The sequence below is a fragment of the Falsiruegeria mediterranea M17 genome (assembly GCF_900302455.1).
GTDB classification, from domain to species: Bacteria; Pseudomonadota; Alphaproteobacteria; order Rhodobacterales; family Rhodobacteraceae; genus Falsiruegeria; species Falsiruegeria mediterranea.
Window position 1 is genome coordinate 170,785 of sequence record NZ_ONZG01000004.1, and the last position, 15,202, is coordinate 185,986.

At 61.0% G+C, this 15,202-nt stretch carries 13 protein-coding genes; 8 read left to right on the top strand and 5 right to left on the bottom strand.

The features are described from left to right. Positions 1–87: 87 nt before the first annotated feature. Entirely contained in the window at positions 88–3,432 is a 3,345-nt protein-coding gene (carB, locus tag TRM7615_RS09315; RefSeq protein WP_108786769.1) for a carbamoyl-phosphate synthase large subunit, read from the bottom strand. Between the two features lie 183 nt (positions 3,433–3,615). Here carB and TRM7615_RS09320 point away from each other — a divergent pair, with 183 nt between their 5' ends. From TRM7615_RS09320 to TRM7615_RS09340, 5 genes are all read left to right on the top strand, one after another. Further along, entirely contained in the window at positions 3,616–4,737 is a 1,122-nt protein-coding gene (locus TRM7615_RS09320) for an aminodeoxychorismate synthase component I (RefSeq protein WP_108787269.1), read from the top strand. Next, positions 4,692–5,354: an aminotransferase class IV family protein gene (locus tag TRM7615_RS09325; RefSeq protein ID WP_108787271.1), complete on the top strand. Its 663-nt coding sequence runs from the start codon at positions 4,692–4,694 to the stop codon at positions 5,352–5,354. Before TRM7615_RS09320 ends, TRM7615_RS09325 begins: the two co-directional genes overlap by 46 nt. A 196-nt stretch (positions 5,355–5,550) precedes the next feature. Then, positions 5,551–7,335, top strand: coding sequence for an aspartate--tRNA ligase (aspS, locus tag TRM7615_RS09330; protein ID WP_108786771.1), 1,785 nt, complete (start codon positions 5,551–5,553; stop codon positions 7,333–7,335). A 109-nt stretch (positions 7,336–7,444) separates the two neighbouring features. Continuing rightward, the gene (locus TRM7615_RS09335; protein WP_108786773.1) at positions 7,445–8,827 is read left to right on the top strand and encodes a DUF1800 domain-containing protein; all 1,383 of its coding nucleotides are present in this window, start codon (positions 7,445–7,447) and stop codon (positions 8,825–8,827) included. Positions 8,828–8,839: 12 nt separating this feature from the next. Next, positions 8,840–10,015 carry a DUF1501 domain-containing protein gene (locus TRM7615_RS09340; RefSeq protein WP_108786775.1) on the top strand — a complete coding sequence of 392 codons (1,176 nt, stop codon included), beginning with the start codon at positions 8,840–8,842 and terminating at the stop codon, positions 10,013–10,015. A gap of 228 nt (positions 10,016–10,243) precedes the next feature. Here the strand turns inward: TRM7615_RS09340 and TRM7615_RS09345 are convergent, their stop codons facing one another. Then, positions 10,244–10,963, bottom strand: coding sequence for a response regulator (locus tag TRM7615_RS09345; protein WP_108786777.1), 720 nt, complete (start codon positions 10,961–10,963; stop codon positions 10,244–10,246). Positions 10,964–11,121: 158 nt separating this feature from the next. On the opposite strand from TRM7615_RS09345, the gene mce reads away from it, so the two are divergent. Beyond that, positions 11,122–11,526, top strand: a complete 405-nt coding sequence (gene mce / locus TRM7615_RS09350; RefSeq protein WP_108786779.1) for a methylmalonyl-CoA epimerase — start codon at positions 11,122–11,124, stop codon at positions 11,524–11,526. A gap of 54 nt (positions 11,527–11,580) precedes the next feature. Beyond that, a complete protein-coding gene (locus TRM7615_RS09355) occupies positions 11,581–11,856 on the top strand; it encodes a DUF1467 family protein (RefSeq protein ID WP_108786781.1) in 276 nt (91 codons plus the stop codon). Positions 11,857–12,045: 189 nt separating this feature from the next. Here TRM7615_RS09355 and TRM7615_RS09360 read toward each other — a convergent pair whose 3' ends face one another. The 3 genes from TRM7615_RS09360 to TRM7615_RS09375 all read right to left on the bottom strand — a co-directional run bounded on the left by TRM7615_RS09360 (position 12,046) and on the right by TRM7615_RS09375 (position 14,792). Then, positions 12,046–12,744, bottom strand: coding sequence for an EI24 domain-containing protein (locus TRM7615_RS09360; protein WP_181893043.1), 699 nt, complete (start codon positions 12,742–12,744; stop codon positions 12,046–12,048). Beyond that, complete coding sequence (locus tag TRM7615_RS09365) at positions 12,741–13,319, bottom strand: nitroreductase family protein (RefSeq protein WP_108786783.1); 579 nt, start codon at positions 13,317–13,319, stop codon at positions 12,741–12,743. The genes TRM7615_RS09360 and TRM7615_RS09365 overlap by 4 nt, the downstream gene beginning before the upstream one ends. Positions 13,320–13,667: 348 nt before the next feature. After that, positions 13,668–14,792, bottom strand: coding sequence for a histone deacetylase-like amidohydrolase (locus TRM7615_RS09375; protein WP_108786787.1), 1,125 nt, complete (start codon positions 14,790–14,792; stop codon positions 13,668–13,670). A 73-nt stretch (positions 14,793–14,865) separates the two neighbouring features. Here TRM7615_RS09375 and TRM7615_RS09380 point away from each other — a divergent pair, with 73 nt between their 5' ends. After that, complete coding sequence (locus TRM7615_RS09380; RefSeq protein WP_108786789.1) at positions 14,866–15,144, top strand: DUF167 domain-containing protein; 279 nt, start codon at positions 14,866–14,868, stop codon at positions 15,142–15,144. Positions 15,145–15,202: the final 58 nt, after the last annotated feature.

A 15,202-nucleotide genomic window follows, 5' to 3' on the forward strand; every position in this document is an offset into this window, starting at 1 on the left:
CGCTTGACAAGGTGCGTCTGGGCCATTGGGAGCTCGAAAGAAAAAAGCCCCGGCAATCTCTTGCCAGGGCTTGTGGTCAGACCGGGGTCAGCCTTGTAGCGATTTTACTTCAACGTCGCCCTCGGCCTGCGCCTTGATCGCCAGGGCGGCGGCATTGGCCCCAGCAGCCGTGGTGAAATAGGGGATCTTGTCATAGAGCGCGATGGAGCGGATGGCCTTGCTGTCCTCGACCGCTTGCGCACCCTCGGTGGTGTTCATCAGCAGTTGCACCTGACCGTCTTTGAGCATGTCGACCACGTCCGGGCGCCCCTCATAGACCTTGTTGACGGTGTCACAGGGCACACCCTGTTCCGCCAGCCAGCTTTGCGTGCCGCGGGTTGCGACCAGGGTAAAGCCCTGCGCCACCAGCACTTGCGCCGCCTCGAGCATCAGCGCGCCTTTGTCGGCGTCCTTGATCGAGATGAAGGCACGGCCTTCGGACGGCAGCACCATGCCCGCGCCCATCTGTGCCTTGAGGAAGGCGCGCGGGAAGTCGCGGTCCCAACCCATGACCTCGCCGGTCGAGCGCATTTCGGGGCCCAGGATCGTATCGACACCGGGGAAGCGGGCAAAAGGCATCACAGCCTCTTTGACCGAGAACCACGGCATGTTCGGGTCGGCCAGCGTCATCTGGTCGGCAATCTTGGTGTCCTGACCTTCCTTGTACGCGGGGCGTTTGGGGAAGTTCGAAAGCTTTTCGCCCGCCATCACACGCGCGGCGATCGACGCAATCGCACTGTCGGTGGCCTTGGCCACAAACGGCACGGTGCGCGAGGCGCGCGGGTTGACCTCGATCAGATAAATCTCATCGTCTTTGATCGCAAACTGCACGTTCATCAGGCCCACGACGTTCAGCGCCTTGGCCAGTTTGAATGCTTGCTCTTCGATCTGGGCGATGATCTCTTTCGAGAGCGAGTAGGGCGGCAGCGAACAGGCGCTATCGCCCGAGTGCACGCCGGCCTCTTCGATGTGCTGCATGATGCCCGCGACGTGTACGTCGGTGCCGTCACAGATCGCATCCACATCCAATTCAACCGCGCCCGCCAGATAGCTGTCGAGCAGAACCGGGCTGTCGCCCGAAACCACAACCGCCTCGGCGATGTAACGTTCCAGCTGGCCCATGTCGCGCACGATTTCCATCGCGCGGCCACCGAGAACGTAAGACGGGCGGATCACCAGCGGAAAGCCGATGTCATCCGCAATTTCCAGCGCTTGCGCGTCGGTCGAAGCAATGCCGTTCTTGGGCTGCTTCAGACCCAACTCGTTCACCAGCGCCTGGAAGCGCTCGCGGTCTTCGGCCAGGTCGATGGCGTCGGGCGAGGTGCCCAGGATCGGGATACCCTCGGCCTCCAAAGCGTTGGCGAGCTTCAGCGGAGTCTGACCACCGTACTGAACGACGACACCGTGAAGCGTGCCGTTCTGCTTCTCGGTGGTCAGAATCTCCATCACATGTTCGAACGTCAGCGGTTCAAAATACAGACGGTCCGAGGTGTCATAGTCGGTCGACACGGTCTCGGGGTTGCAGTTGATCATGATGGTTTCATACCCTGCTTCGGTCAGCGCGAAACAGGCGTGGCAGCAGCAGTAATCGAACTCGATCCCTTGACCGATCCGGTTCGGGCCACCGCCCAGAATGACAACCTTCTTGCGGTCGCTGGGGCGCGCCTCGCATTCCACTTCGCCCATCATCGGGGCTTCATAGGTTGAATACATGTAGGGCGTCTGCGCTTCGAACTCAGCCGCACAGGTGTCGATGCGCTTGAACACGGCCGTGACACCCAGGTTTTGACGGGCGCGGCGAACGTTGTCTTCGTCCCGGCCGGTCAGTTCGCCCAGGCGCGCGTCGGTAAAGCCCAGCATTTTTAGCGCGCGAAGGCCCTCGGCCGTCACCGGCAGGCCGTCCTTGCGCAGGTCATGCTCGGCGTCGACAATCTCGCGGATGCGGGCCAGGAACCAGGGGTCGAACATGGTGACACCGTGGATTTCGTCATCGCTCAACCCGTGACGCATGGCTTGTGCGATGGTGCGCATGCGGTCGGGGGTCTGCTGGCTGATCGCCTTGATGACCGATGCCTTATCGTCGGCCTCGTCCCAGACGCCCACGGTTAGGCCAGGAATTTCGATCTCGTTGAACCCGGTCAGACCCGATTCCATCGAGGCCAGCGCCTTTTGCATCGATTCGTGGATGGTCCGGCCAATCGACATCGCCTCACCCACCGACTTCATGGCGGTGGTCAGGTAGGGTTCAGAGCCCGGGAATTTTTCGAAGGCGAATTTCGGGATCTTGGTGACGACATAGTCAATGGTCGGCTCGAACGATGCGGGCGTCACTTTGGTGATGTCGTTGTCCAACTCGTCCAGCGTGTAGCCGACGGCCAGTTTCGCCGCGATCTTGGCAATCGGGAAACCCGTCGCCTTGGACGCCAGAGCCGACGAGCGCGACACGCGTGGGTTCATCTCGATCACAACCATGCGGCCATCGGCAGGGTTCACGGCCCACTGTACGTTCGAACCGCCAGTTTCCACGCCGATCTCACGCAGTACGTTGATCGAATGCGTCCGCATGATCTGGAACTCTTTGTCCGTCAGCGTCAGTGCCGGGGCCACGGTGATCGAGTCGCCGGTGTGTACACCCATCGGATCGACGTTTTCGATGGAACAGACGATAATGGCGTTGTCGGCGGTGTCGCGCACCACCTCCATCTCATACTCTTTCCAGCCCAAAAGGCTTTCGTCGACCAGGATCTGGTTCACCGGCGAGGCATCCATGCCCGAGCGGCAGAAGTGAATGTAGTCATCACGGTTATAAGCCACACCGCCGCCGGTGCCACCGAGGGTAAAGGCAGGGCGGATGATCGCGGGCAGGCCGATTTCGTCCAGGGCTTCCAGGGCGATACGGACACCTTCGTCCAGATCGGCCGCGCCGTTGTCTTTCTTGGGGGCAGTGACAATGGTTGCCTTGGGATTTTCGATGCCCAGGCGGTCCATTGCTTCGCGGAACAGTTTGCGGTCTTCGGCCATTTCGATGGCGTCGCGCTTGGCGCCGATCATCTCGACGTTGAACTTGTCGAGCACACCCATCTCTTCGAGTGCCAGCGAGGTGTTCAGGCCCGTTTGCCCGCCCATGGTGGGCAGCAGTGCGTCGGGGCGCTCTTTCTCGATGATCTTGGCGACAACCTCGGGCGTGATCGGCTCGATGTATGTGGCGTCGGCCAGACCGGGGTCTGTCATGATGGTCGCCGGGTTCGAGTTCACCAGGACGACCCGGTAACCTTCTTCGCGCAGCGCCTTACACGCCTGAGCACCCGAGTAGTCAAATTCACAGGCCTGACCAATAACAATGGGGCCCGCCCCAATGATCATGATCGACTGGATGTCGGTTCTCTTCGGCATGGCCTGGTTCCTTTGATTGTCCGCGAGTCAGGGCACCGCCCAAGCGCCCAAATTGTCCTGCGTTATAGGCACCGCGCGAAAAGGTGCAAGGGCCTTCGCAATATGACCGCTATTCGCCGCATTCCCCCCTTTTCGTCGGTTCTGAATTGAGTATACGGCAAGCCTGCCGAAATGGGGTCGAAATTGCAGATACGCTTTGATCAGGGGCCGGCGGGGCCCGGCACAACCTTCGCGGAACCGTTCTATGTAGTTCGAGCGGACGAGGCGTGCCATGTGCCTGAAGCTTTGCACGAAATCGACGCCGCACAAAAAAGCGGTGCGTGGGTGGCGGGCTATGCCAGTTACGAGCTGGGCTATGCACTGGAACCGAAACTGGCGGGCCGGATGCCCAAGGGGCACAAGCTGCCGCTCGTTTGTATGGGGGTCTATGGTGCTCCCGTTCAGCGACCTTTGGCCGCTGCTGGAGGAGGGTTCACGGCGTTTAAACCCCGTTGGGACGAGGCGCGGTATGGTCGGGCATTTGCCAAGGTGCATGACGCCATCGGGGCAGGGGACATCTATCAGGCCAACCTGACCTTTCCCATCGACGCCGAGATCGAGGGGACATCAGAGCAGCTTTATGCGGCCCTGTCCGCGCGCCAGGCCGTGGGTCACGGGGCATTTGTCAGGCAGGATGGGCTGCCCGATATCCTCAGTCGCTCCCCCGAGCTGTTCTTTCGTACCGACGCAAGCGGAGCCATCGAAACCCGTCCCATGAAAGGCACGCAGCCGCGCAGCGCCGACCCGGTCGAAGATGCGCGCCGTAAGGCGTTTTTGGCGTCGGACGCTAAGAACAGGGCCGAGAACCTGATGATCGTGGACCTGCTGCGCAACGACATCAGCCGGGTCGCGCAGCCCGGCTCGGTCCATGTGCCGGAGCTGTTCAAGGTCGAAACCTATGCAACTGTGCATCAGATGGTGTCATTGGTGCGGGCCAAATTGAACCCGGATGCGGGGCTTGCCGACGTCCTGCGCGCGCTTTTCCCTTGCGGGTCCATCACCGGGGCACCGAAAATCCGCGCGATGGAGATCCTGTCCGACCTGGAGCCTTGGCCGCGTGACATCTATTGCGGCACCATCGGCTGGGCCGCCCCAGATGGCCGGTCAGAATTCAACGTGTCGATCCGCACGCTGCAGGTCGAGGGCACAAGCGCCACCCTGAATGTCGGCGGCGGTGTCGTCTGGGACAGCACCGCAGCATCGGAATATGAGGAAGCCCTATGGAAAGCCCGCTTCGCAAGCCAGTTGAGCCTGACTTCCGCCTGATCGAAACCTTTCGGATCGATCCCGAAACCGGCCCGAACGACTTGTCACGCCACTTGCGGCGGATGGAGCGGTCGGCGCGCGCGTTCCAGATCCCCTTTGATCGGCGTGCGACAGAGGCTGAGGTGCAAAAGATCGATGCCCCCGAGGTTTTGCGCGCCCGTCTGATGCTGGACGCAAAGGGGCAGATCAATACAACCACCGCGCCCTTGGCGGGCAGTGTCGGCAGATGGGCTGTTCAAATTGCCCAAGAGCGGCTGCGATCCGACGACATCTGGTTGCAGCACAAAACCACCCGCCGCGCACTTTATGATCAGGTGCGTGCCAACCTGCCGCAGGGTGTCGATGAACTGCTGTTCTTGAACGAACGCGATGAGGTTTGCGAGGGCACGATCACCAATCTGTTCGTGAAACTGCGCAATGGACTCGCTGTCACGCCGCCTCTGAGCAGCGGCTGTTTGCCGGGTGTCTTGCGTCAAAGGCTGCTGGACACAAACCGCGTGGTCGAGCGCGTCGTGACTCTCCAAGATCTGCGCCATGCGCAATGGATTACTGTGGGCAATTCTCTGCGTGGGGAGATTGGCGTGGACTATGAAGGTCCACGCAGTCCGTTAATCTAGCCCCACAATATTCTTCTTGTTCCAGATACGGCTGTAGTGAATTGGCCGCTAGGCCAAGAGGGGCAGCGCTCCCCAAACCAGATTTCCCGAAAAAATCTGCCCTCGCGCCTGCTGCAAGGCTGCTCTCCCTTGACTTCTGTGTGCTGGCGCGGTGTATCGGCCCGACGCTATTTTACGCCCCCAAGGGATATCCGACATGCATGCCTATCGCTCGCACAGCTGTGCCGACCTGAACAAATCCAACGTTGGTGAAACTGTCCGCCTGTCGGGCTGGGTGCACCGGGTGCGCGATCACGGCGGGCTGCTCTTCATCGACCTGCGCGACCACTATGGCGTGACGCAAGTCATGGCCGACCCGGACAGCCCGGTCTTTGCCGAGATCGAAAAGGTCCGTAGCGAATGGTGCATCCGCATCGACGGCGAGGTCAAAGCCCGCGACGAGAGCTTGATCAACGCGAAAATCTCGACCGGCGAGATCGAGGTGTTCATCCGCGACATCGAGGTTCTGGGCGCCGCCGACGAGCTGCCGTTGATGGTGTTCGGCGATCAGGAATACCCCGAGGAAACCCGCCTGCGCTATCGCTACCTCGACCTGCGCCGTGAAAAAATGCAAAACAGCATGACCCTGCGTTCGGACGTTGTCGCCTCGATGCGCCGCCGGATGTGGGACAAGAACTTCCGAGAGTTCCAGACGCCAATCATCACCGCATCCTCGCCCGAGGGTGCGCGTGACTTCCTGGTGCCTTCGCGTCTGCATCCTGGCAAGTTTTATGCCCTGCCGCAGGCCCCGCAGCAGTTCAAGCAGCTGATCATGGTCTCGGGCTTTGACAAGTATTTCCAGATCGCGCCGTGCTTCCGCGACGAAGATCCGCGCGCCGACCGTTCGCCCACCGACTTCTACCAGCTCGATTTGGAAATGTCTTTCGTCACCCAGCAGGACGTGTTCGACACCATCTCGCCGGTGCTGGCAGGTGTGTTCGAAGAGTTTGGTGGCGGCAAGAAAGTTGACGCCCCGCAGGACTGGCCGCAGATACCCTATGCCGAAGCGGCGATGAAATACGGCTCGGACAAGCCCGACCTGCGCAACCCGATTGAAATGCAGGACTGCTCGGAACACTTCCGTGGCTCTGGCTTTGCCATTTTCGCAAAGCTGCTGGAGCAGGAAGGCACACAAATTCGCGCCATTCCAGCCCCCACAGGCGGCAGCCGCAAATTCTGTGACCGGATGAATAAGTTTGCCCAAGGCGAAGGCCTGCCGGGCATGGGTTATATCTTCTGGCGTGATCAGGGCGAAGGTATGGAGGCCGCGGGTCCGCTGGCCAAGAACATCGGCCCCGAGCGCACCGAGGCGATCCGCCAGCAGCTGGGTCTGTGCGTCGGCGACGCGGCCTTCTTCCTGGGCGGCAAGCCCAAGGCGTTCGAAAAGGTTGCGGGCAAGGCGCGCGACGTGATCGGCGAGGAACTGGGCCTGACTGACAAGGACCGTTTTGCCTTTGCCTGGATCGTGGATTTCCCGATCTACGAGCAGGACGAAGAAAGCGGCAAGATCGATTTCGAGCACAACCCCTTCTCGATGCCCCAGGGCGGCATGGACGCGCTGAACGGCGATCCGCTTGCCGTTAAGGGCTATCAGTATGATCTGGCCTGTAACGGCTATGAGCTGGTGTCGGGCGCGATCCGGAACCACAAACCCGAGATCATGCTGAAAGCGTTTGAACTGGCCGGTTATGGCGCGGATGAGGTCAAGAGCCGCTTTGGCGCTCTGTTCAATGCGTTCCACTATGGCGCGCCGCCGCACGGTGGCTGTGCAGCCGGCATCGACCGGATCGTCATGCTGCTGGCGGACGAGGCCAACATCCGCGAAGTGATGATGTTCCCGATGAACCAGCGCGCCGAAGACCTGATGATGGACGCGCCGTCTGGCCCGAGCTCGGATCAGTTGATGGAGCTGGGCCTGAGGGTGATCCCTCAGGATCAGTAATCCGCCTCATGTGACCTGAATTGGAAACGACCTGTCTGAGCAAAGATGGGTCGTTTTTTTTCGCCTTGCCCCTATGCTCTGATATCGTGGCGGGGAAGGGGGCGGAAACATGGTGTTTTCACCGGAATTGGCAGAGATACGGTTCGGTTGCGGCTTGTCACCTGTTCAAGCGCGCCCGCAAAGCCCGGCTGCAATGGTTGACGCTCTGCTGGCCGCAGATGTCGCCGCTCAAGCCTTTCCCATCGAACCGTTTCCAGCCTTCCGTGCGCGCCTTGTCGAACAAAAGCGGCTGGCCCGCGCCATGCGCCAGGCCGATTCCCCCGCGCGGCAAGCCGTGTTGAAGGATGAGAACCGAGCCCGCAACAAGCAAACCCGCCGCGAGAGCATCTTGTGGTTTGGTCAATCGCTGCTGCGCTGGGTCCATACGTCCCAGGGGTTTCGCGAGCGGCTGGTCCATTTCTGGGCGGATCACTTTACCGCCCAGGGCAAGCGCGGGGCGATGACCCACGGCGGGCTGCCCTATCAAGAAGAGGCGATCCGCCCCAACATCTCGGGCCGCTTCGAAGATCTGTTGTTTGATGCCGTAACCCATCCGTTGATGGTGCATTACCTCGATCAGCGCAGCTCGATCGGGCCGGGCAGCGAGATTGCTCGGGAAAAGCCCAACGCCGGGCTGAATGAAAACCTGGCGCGTGAGGTGTTGGAATTGCACACCTTGGGCGTGAGCGGGCCTTATACGCAGGCGGACGTGCGCCAATTGGCCGAGCTGTTCACCGGTATGGGGTATCTCCCGCACAAGGGGTTCATCTACCGGGCCAAGGCGGCTGAACCGGGTGCAGAGACGGTCCTCGGCAAAAACTATGGTGGAGCTAAAGCGCGCCTTGGGGACGTGCGGGCCGTGCTCAGGGATCTTGCGCGGCACCCGGCGACGGCCGAGCATGTGGCCACAAAGCTCGCGGTGCATTTCCTTTCAGACGCGCCCCCGCCAGAGCTGGTCGCGCATGTTGCCGCGCGCTATCGCGAAACACGCGGTGAGTTGACCGAGGTCTACCGCGCGCTGCTGGAGCATCCGTTGGCTTGGGAGCCGGGCCTGCAAAACGTCAAACCTGCCTTTGACTACGTTGCCTCGGGGTGTCGCGCATTGGCGCTGTCGGCAGAGCGCATGACGGGTGCCAAACCCAACCACCTCAAGCGCGTGTTTCTGGGGCCAATGAAGATGATGGGGCAGCCTTGGTTGCGCCCTGCGGGACCGGATGGTTGGTCCGAAGATGATAGCGAGTGGCTGTCCCCTCAGGGGCAGGCCGCGCGCATTGGCTGGGCGATGTCGGCGCCAACGCGGTTGACGCCAGATCTGATCGACCCACGCGCGTTCTTGGATCATGCCTTGGGGCCTTATGCCTCGCCAGTTTTGCGCCGCCAGGTGCACGGAGCCGAAACGCGGGAGGAGGGGGTTGGCCTGGTGCTGATGTCCCCGTCCTTTCAGCGCAGATAGAAGGTGCATGTGATGACCGATATTCCAACCCGTCGGCAGGTTTTGAACCGCGCACTGGCGCTTGGCTGCTCGGCCGCAGCCAGCCCGCTGCTGACGCCCCTCAGCCTGGCGCAGACGCCCGGTCAAAACCGGTTGGTGGTGATCATCCTGCGCGGCGGCATGGATGCGATCGACGTGATCCGACCCTATGGCGACCCGGACTATCGACTGGCGCGCCCCACTTTGGCAGTTGGCAGCGCACAACCCGATTTGGATGGGTTTTTTGGATTGCACCCGGCATTCAAAAATCTGATGCCGCTGTGGAAAAAGGGCGAGTTGGCGTTCGTGCAGGCGGTGGCCACACCGTATCGCAACAAGCGCAGTCACTTTGATGGGCAGGATCTGCTTGAGGGCGGACTTGTCAAACATGATGCGGCGCGGGGCGGGTGGTTGAACCGGGCTGTGCAACTGGTGCCCGGCGCTGAGATGCAGACCGCCTTTGGACTGGGGCAGGGGGTGCAACGTGTCCTTGTCGGGTCTGCTCCGGTCGCGCATTGGGCACCCGACGCCGATCTGTCGCTTTCACCGCAAACCCTGGACCGTGCCCGGCAGGTGATGTCCGAGGATCCAGAGTTTTCGCAGGCCTTTGCGCAGGCCGTTGCGCTCTCTTCTGGTGGTGCGCGGGACCGGAAGCCGGAGCAGGGCAAAGGGCCGTCGCATGTGAACATCGCCCGTTACGCGGCCGAGCAACTGCGGGGGGATACTCGTGTCGTGACCTTTTCGCTCAACGGTTGGGACACCCATCGGGATCAGTCAGGGGGATTGGCACGGGCCGCCGATCGACTGACGCAGGCGATCCTGACGCTGCGCAACGAACTGGGGAATGCGATTTGGGACAAGACCACCATCGTCACGATGAGCGAGTTTGGCCGGACCGTTGCCGAGAACGGATCAAGGGGAACTGACCACGGTACTGGGGGCGCGATGATCCTGACGGGTGGTGCCGTGCGCGGGGGCCGGGTCTTTGGGGATTGGCCCGGTCTGGCGGAGGCACAGCTTTTTCAGGGCAGGGATTTGATGCCGACAGCGGACGTGCGGGAAATGACCGGCTGGGTGCTCAAGTGGGCGCTGGGCCTTAACACCGCCGATCTTGAACGTCAGGTGTTTCCTGGGCTTCAACTTGGGTCCGATCCGGGGTTTCTTCTGTAACACCTTTGCAGCTTCGGAAGGGCCCGCCAAAGGTCCGGAAGCGGAGGACGCCAAAGAACTGACAGCTATTGTTCCCGAGGCGCAGGGCGATGGGACAACACCAGATCCTTTTTCAAGTGCCTTGTCATCGACGCGCGATTGCGTCGGATTTCGCGTGCCGCAATCCGCGCCTGCACAAACAGAACAATGCCGAGGGTGCTGAGCGCGATCAGAAAGGTCACGAGCATCTTAGATGGCCTTTCTGCGGTCCAGGCGTTCTTGCACCAATCCGGCAACCCGTGCAGCATCGGTCGCGACAGGTGCGCCGGTTGCGCGGGCCTGGGCCAGAGAGTGAGCCGCGTCCGCCAGCACCTTGTCCGATGCGCTGCGCGCCACTCCACCAACAAACTGCGCCACATAATCCAGGGTTTTGCCGTCGCAGGTGTCGGTCAAGACGTCAGCCACATGGGCCATATCGTCCTGATAGGCGATGGGATCAGGATCGATGATTTCATCGTGTAAAACCCGTAGTCCCGACGGGTGTCTATCCGCGGGTAATTTGGACAGCACCGACGATTGGAACACGGCCAGTGACGTTATCGGTTTCGCAAGGAACCCGTCGGCACCGGCCGCAATCGCGGTGTCTTCGGCAAACTCATCCCCCGAGGTGCCCAAGATCACCCCGACCCGAGGTGCGGCATGGGCCAGCTCTTCAATCAGATCCGCGCCTGACCCGTCCGGCAGACCCAGGTCAACGACAATGACCGAGGGGCGATAAATCTGAAGATGTCTGCGTGCCGACTTCAGGCAATCCGCGCGTCGAATTCGAGCGCCGCTTCGCAAACATAAAAGGCGCATGGCCTCGCAGGCATAGCGACTGTCCTCTACCACCAGGATGGTCAGGCCGAGCAACGGGCGCGTGGCCGTGGGAATACGGTGTGGAGAGGCGAAAGGGTCCGAATCGTTCATGACAAGCTCCTCTTGGCAGATTGCTCTCACGCTATGAAACCCTGGCTAACAAGCGGTTAACGCCCGGGTTGATGGGGATGGGCGATATGGCGCACTTGCTCTTATGACGCGGACCCCGCATAACCGCCTCCAACCAACAGGAGCTTAGGAGATTTGCCATGATCGGCCGTCTGAACCATGTCGCCATTGCCGTGCCCGACCTCGAGGCAGCCTCGGCGCAGTATCGCAATGCTTTGGGGGCCAAGGTAGGTGAGCCGCAAGACGAACCCGATCACGGCGTGACCGTGGTGTTCATCGAACTGCCCAACACCAAGATCGAGCTGCTCTATCCGTTGGGTGAGAACAGCCCGATCAACGGCTTTTTGGAAAAGAACCCTTCGGGTGGAATCCACCACGTATGTTATGAAGTCGAGGATATCATCGCGGCCCGGGATCACCTCAAGGAAACCGGTGCCCGTGTGCTGGGCTCTGGCGACCCCAAGATCGGCGCGCATGGCAAGCCGGTGCTGTTCCTGCACCCCAAGGATTTCAACGGCTGCCTGGTTGAACTCGAGCAGGTCTGAACCACGTAACAGCTGCGGCCCAATACTGGGCCGGACGCAAGCAGGAGAGCGATCATGTCCATCACATCAGCACTGGTGCTGTATGCCGTCATCTGGTTCATGACCTTTCTGATCGTCTTGCCGATCCGGGTGAAAACCCAAGGGGACCTTGGCGATATCGTGCCAGGTACCCATGCGGGCGCCCCCGAAGAGCATCACCTTAAGAGCAAGGCCTGGATCACCACCGGTGTGGCCTTGGTGCTTTGGGTGATCATCGGCGGGATCATTCTGAGCGGCTGGATTTCGATCAGCGATTTCGACTGGACAAAGAAGCTGACGACAAACCAGTAACGGTTTGGTTTTGAACCCTTGGTTTGGTGGGGACAGAGCCGTTTTCCAAAACTCGACGCACTCCCGCCCGTCGTTGATGCCCCTTTCGGGACATCGCCTCCCGTTGGGCCAGGCTCACGCGGGCTTTGCCCGTGTGAGCCTGGCTCCCTGCCGTCCGCAGGACGCAAGGCCGATAGGCCGCGCAGTTATTTATGAGGATCGCCCTCCCACTTGATGGTAGATGTGGGTAAAGGTCGCTGCTCCGATGATCGGTATCAGCAGGTTGACAAGGGGCACCGACAGGGGCACAGCCATCAGAATACCTGCCATCCAGATCGTGATCGAGTGCTTTGACCGAAGCTTGCGCGCGCCGTCGCGGCCCAGACGGCGCATGGCGGCGAGGGTGAAGTATTCGCGCCCTAGAAGGAACCCATTCAAGGCCCAGAAGATGAACGGCGCCAGAGGGGCAAAAATCACGTAGAGGATCAACGCCACCAGGTTGGCTGCAATCAGCACGCCCAGGAAGCTGAGCGAATCCTTCAGCCCCTCGGCAAAGGGGACGCCCGGAACAGGGGGCAGGTGGGGGTAGTGCCGATCTTCGACTGCCTGGGCCACCTCGTCCAGAAACATCGAGGTAAAGGCCGAGGCCACTGGCACCATCAGGAACACCGACAGCACCATCATCAAAAGCACCGAAGAATATCCCGCCGCATCCCCCAGCCAGGTCACTTCGCCGATCCAGGGCAAGGTTACGGACGGGCCAACCAGGAACTGCACCAACCAGACAAAGCCAAACGTGGTGCCAACAAGCAGGGCAAGCGTCAGGCCGACGCCCAGAAACAGGACCTTGCGAAAGCGGGGATCCCCCATCTGGCCCAGGGCAGCAAAGAACGAATTCAGAATGATCATTCGGACACCCAGCTTGTGATGGCGTGAACATCGGGGCGAGGACGTTCCGGCGGCGCGGCGCCTTCGGTGGCGATATGGACAAAGCCCGCGACGCGTTCGTTGTCGGCCAGATCCAGGGCCTGCGCGCAGAACCCACGATCGTGGCTGACCCAACCTGACAACCAATTTGCCCCCCAACCTGCAGCCAGAGCGGCATTGAGCAGAGCCAGGCACACCGCACCGGCAGAATAGGTTTGCTCAATGGCAGGTATCTTTTCGGACGGTTTCTGAACCTCGATCACAACAACAGCCAATTGCCCCAGATCAAATTGACTGCGGCCTTTGGCGATGTCCTCGGGCGATTTGCCCAAGGCACGTCCGCGTTCCTCGGTCAGTGCCGCCAGCCGGGGCATGGCCCCCTTGTCCACCACAATGAACCGCCAAGGTTCCAGCTTGCCGTGATCGGGGCTGCGCGCAGCGGCCGTCAGCAGGGGCTGCAACTCTTCGCGTGTTGGGGCCGGGGCGACCAGTGTCTTGGCCGGGCGGGACCGCCGCGACAGCAGGAATTCCAGGGCAGCGGGGCTCTCAAGTGTCATATGTGAAACCTATTTACATCAGGATTGCCTTGTATCTCGGTCAGAGAGGCCCAAGTTTCAAGGGTAAATCTTGCGCCAGGGCGGGCTGATCCGGGTTGTTTTCCTGCCAAGTTGGCAGATACGAAGGGGGACGAGAGTTCTGAAAGGTCCATCATGTTGAAATCGTTTTCCCTGCTGGTGTGTGTCGCAGCTCTGGCTGCCTGCCAGCCTACGACTTCCAGCTCTGTGAGTGTCGGCTTTTTGTCACCCGTGTTTGCCGTGGGCAGCGCGCCACCTCCAGGTCGAACCGAGGCCGAGCGGTCAGCGCGTCGCAAGTATTATCAGGGCCCGCGTGGGGACGAATGGTAATCAGCCGGGCGTGATGGCTTCGGGGCTCAGCTGCTGGGCCATGTCCTGCACCAACTCCAACAGAAAGCCCTCGAACCTGGCAGAGGGTTGTCGGGCATCCAGAACCTCGGTCAGAGGGTCTGGGGCGGTGATGTCGCTGCCTGACAGGGCTTCGAGCGTGGCATGGGCGCAAAAGGGCACATGGACCTCGGAATAGCCGCCCTCATGCACTAGAACCAGCTTGCCCGAACACAGGTGTTCGGCGGCGGCCTTGGTCTTCAACGTCATATGTCGAAAGGTATCCGAGGTTGCCAGCATCCGCGCCAAGGGGTCCACACCGGACGCGTCATACCCGCAGGCCACGATAATCATATCGGGTCGATATGCATCAAGCGCGGGCAGAACGATCTGATCCATCACTGCCATATAGGCGGTGTGACCAGCCCCCGCAGGAAGCGGCACATTCAGATTGTACCCTTCACCGGCGCCTTTGCCACGGTCGATCAGGGCACCGGTGTCCATCGGATAGTTGCCCTCTTGATGCATTGAGATCGTGAGCACATCCGAGCGGTCATAAAAGATGCCCTCGGTGCCGTTGCCATGATGCACGTCCCAATCAATGATCGCGACGCGGCCCAGTCCATGATTGGCCTTGGCAGACTCGATCGCAATAGCGATGTTGGCAAGCAGACAGAAGCCATTGGGAAAATCGGGCAGACAGTGATGCCCCGGAGGGCGTGACAGGGCATAGGCATTGGGCAGCGCGCCTGTCCAAACCGCTTCGACTGCAGCAAGGCTCAGACCCGCTGAGAGAGCCGCAATCTCATACCCGCCCGAGCCAAAGGGGGTGCGCCGCCCCAACTCTCCACCCGTACCGTCCGAGAGGTGTTTGAATTCGTCCAGATAGCTGGCGGGATGAACGCGCAACAGATCTGTTCGGGTGGCGGGATCAGCCCCGCGCATGTCCAGATCGCGGGGCAGGCCGGTGACGTTCATCAGGTTGATCAGACGCCGCTTGGTCTCGGGGCTTTCGGGAAACCCGCCCGCCGCCAGCGGCTGCACGAGCCCGCCCACAGGAAGGGTAAAGGCATAGTTTCCACCGCTGTGCCAGAAACACCGCTCATCCCAGAAAAAACCCGTATTCATCTGTCTGCCTCTCCCTTCGGTGCCGTCACAATAGCGGTGGCGCTTGGGGCTCAGTCTTGTCACACTTGGCCGCATGGCAAGAGCAAAAGTCAAAAACCTTCCCGATCTTTCCGAGCACGCGCGTCCAGGTCAGGAATTGGTGGTCAAGGTCACCCCGAACGCGTCGCGGACCTGTTTGGTGTTCAACCAAGGCCTCTTGCACGCTTTGGTTACCGTGCCACCTGAACACGGCAAAGCAAACGCCGCCGTCACACGCCTGTTGGCCCGGGCCTTGGGGATCGCGCCCAGTCGGATAAGCTTGCTGCGCGGTCAAAGCTCGCGGCAAAAGACGTTCCGCGTAGAGGCCAATTGAGCCCGCATGAACCCGCCTTTTGTCGAAACTACGGGGGCATCACCCCAAATTGCACCGT

Excerpts from the sequence above, each read along its gene's own strand:
- carB (WP_108786769.1), bottom strand. The coding sequence starts at position 3,432 with ATGCCGAAGAGAACCGACATCCAGTCGATCATGATCATTGGGGCGGGC.
- TRM7615_RS09325 (WP_108787271.1), top strand. The coding sequence starts at position 4,692 with ATGGAAAGCCCGCTTCGCAAGCCAGTTGAGCCTGACTTCCGCCTGATC.
- aspS (WP_108786771.1), top strand. The coding sequence starts at position 5,551 with ATGCATGCCTATCGCTCGCACAGCTGTGCCGACCTGAACAAATCCAAC.
- TRM7615_RS09335 (WP_108786773.1), top strand. The coding sequence starts at position 7,445 with ATGGTGTTTTCACCGGAATTGGCAGAGATACGGTTCGGTTGCGGCTTG.
- TRM7615_RS09340 (WP_108786775.1), top strand. The coding sequence starts at position 8,840 with ATGACCGATATTCCAACCCGTCGGCAGGTTTTGAACCGCGCACTGGCG.
- TRM7615_RS09345 (WP_108786777.1), bottom strand. The coding sequence starts at position 10,963 with ATGAACGATTCGGACCCTTTCGCCTCTCCACACCGTATTCCCACGGCC.
- mce (WP_108786779.1), top strand. The coding sequence starts at position 11,122 with ATGATCGGCCGTCTGAACCATGTCGCCATTGCCGTGCCCGACCTCGAG.
- TRM7615_RS09355 (WP_108786781.1), top strand. The coding sequence starts at position 11,581 with ATGTCCATCACATCAGCACTGGTGCTGTATGCCGTCATCTGGTTCATG.
- TRM7615_RS09360 (WP_181893043.1), bottom strand. The coding sequence starts at position 12,744 with ATGATCATTCTGAATTCGTTCTTTGCTGCCCTGGGCCAGATGGGGGAT.
- TRM7615_RS09365 (WP_108786783.1), bottom strand. The coding sequence starts at position 13,319 with ATGACACTTGAGAGCCCCGCTGCCCTGGAATTCCTGCTGTCGCGGCGG.
- TRM7615_RS09375 (WP_108786787.1), bottom strand. The coding sequence starts at position 14,792 with ATGAATACGGGTTTTTTCTGGGATGAGCGGTGTTTCTGGCACAGCGGT.
- TRM7615_RS09380 (WP_108786789.1), top strand. The coding sequence starts at position 14,866 with ATGGCAAGAGCAAAAGTCAAAAACCTTCCCGATCTTTCCGAGCACGCG.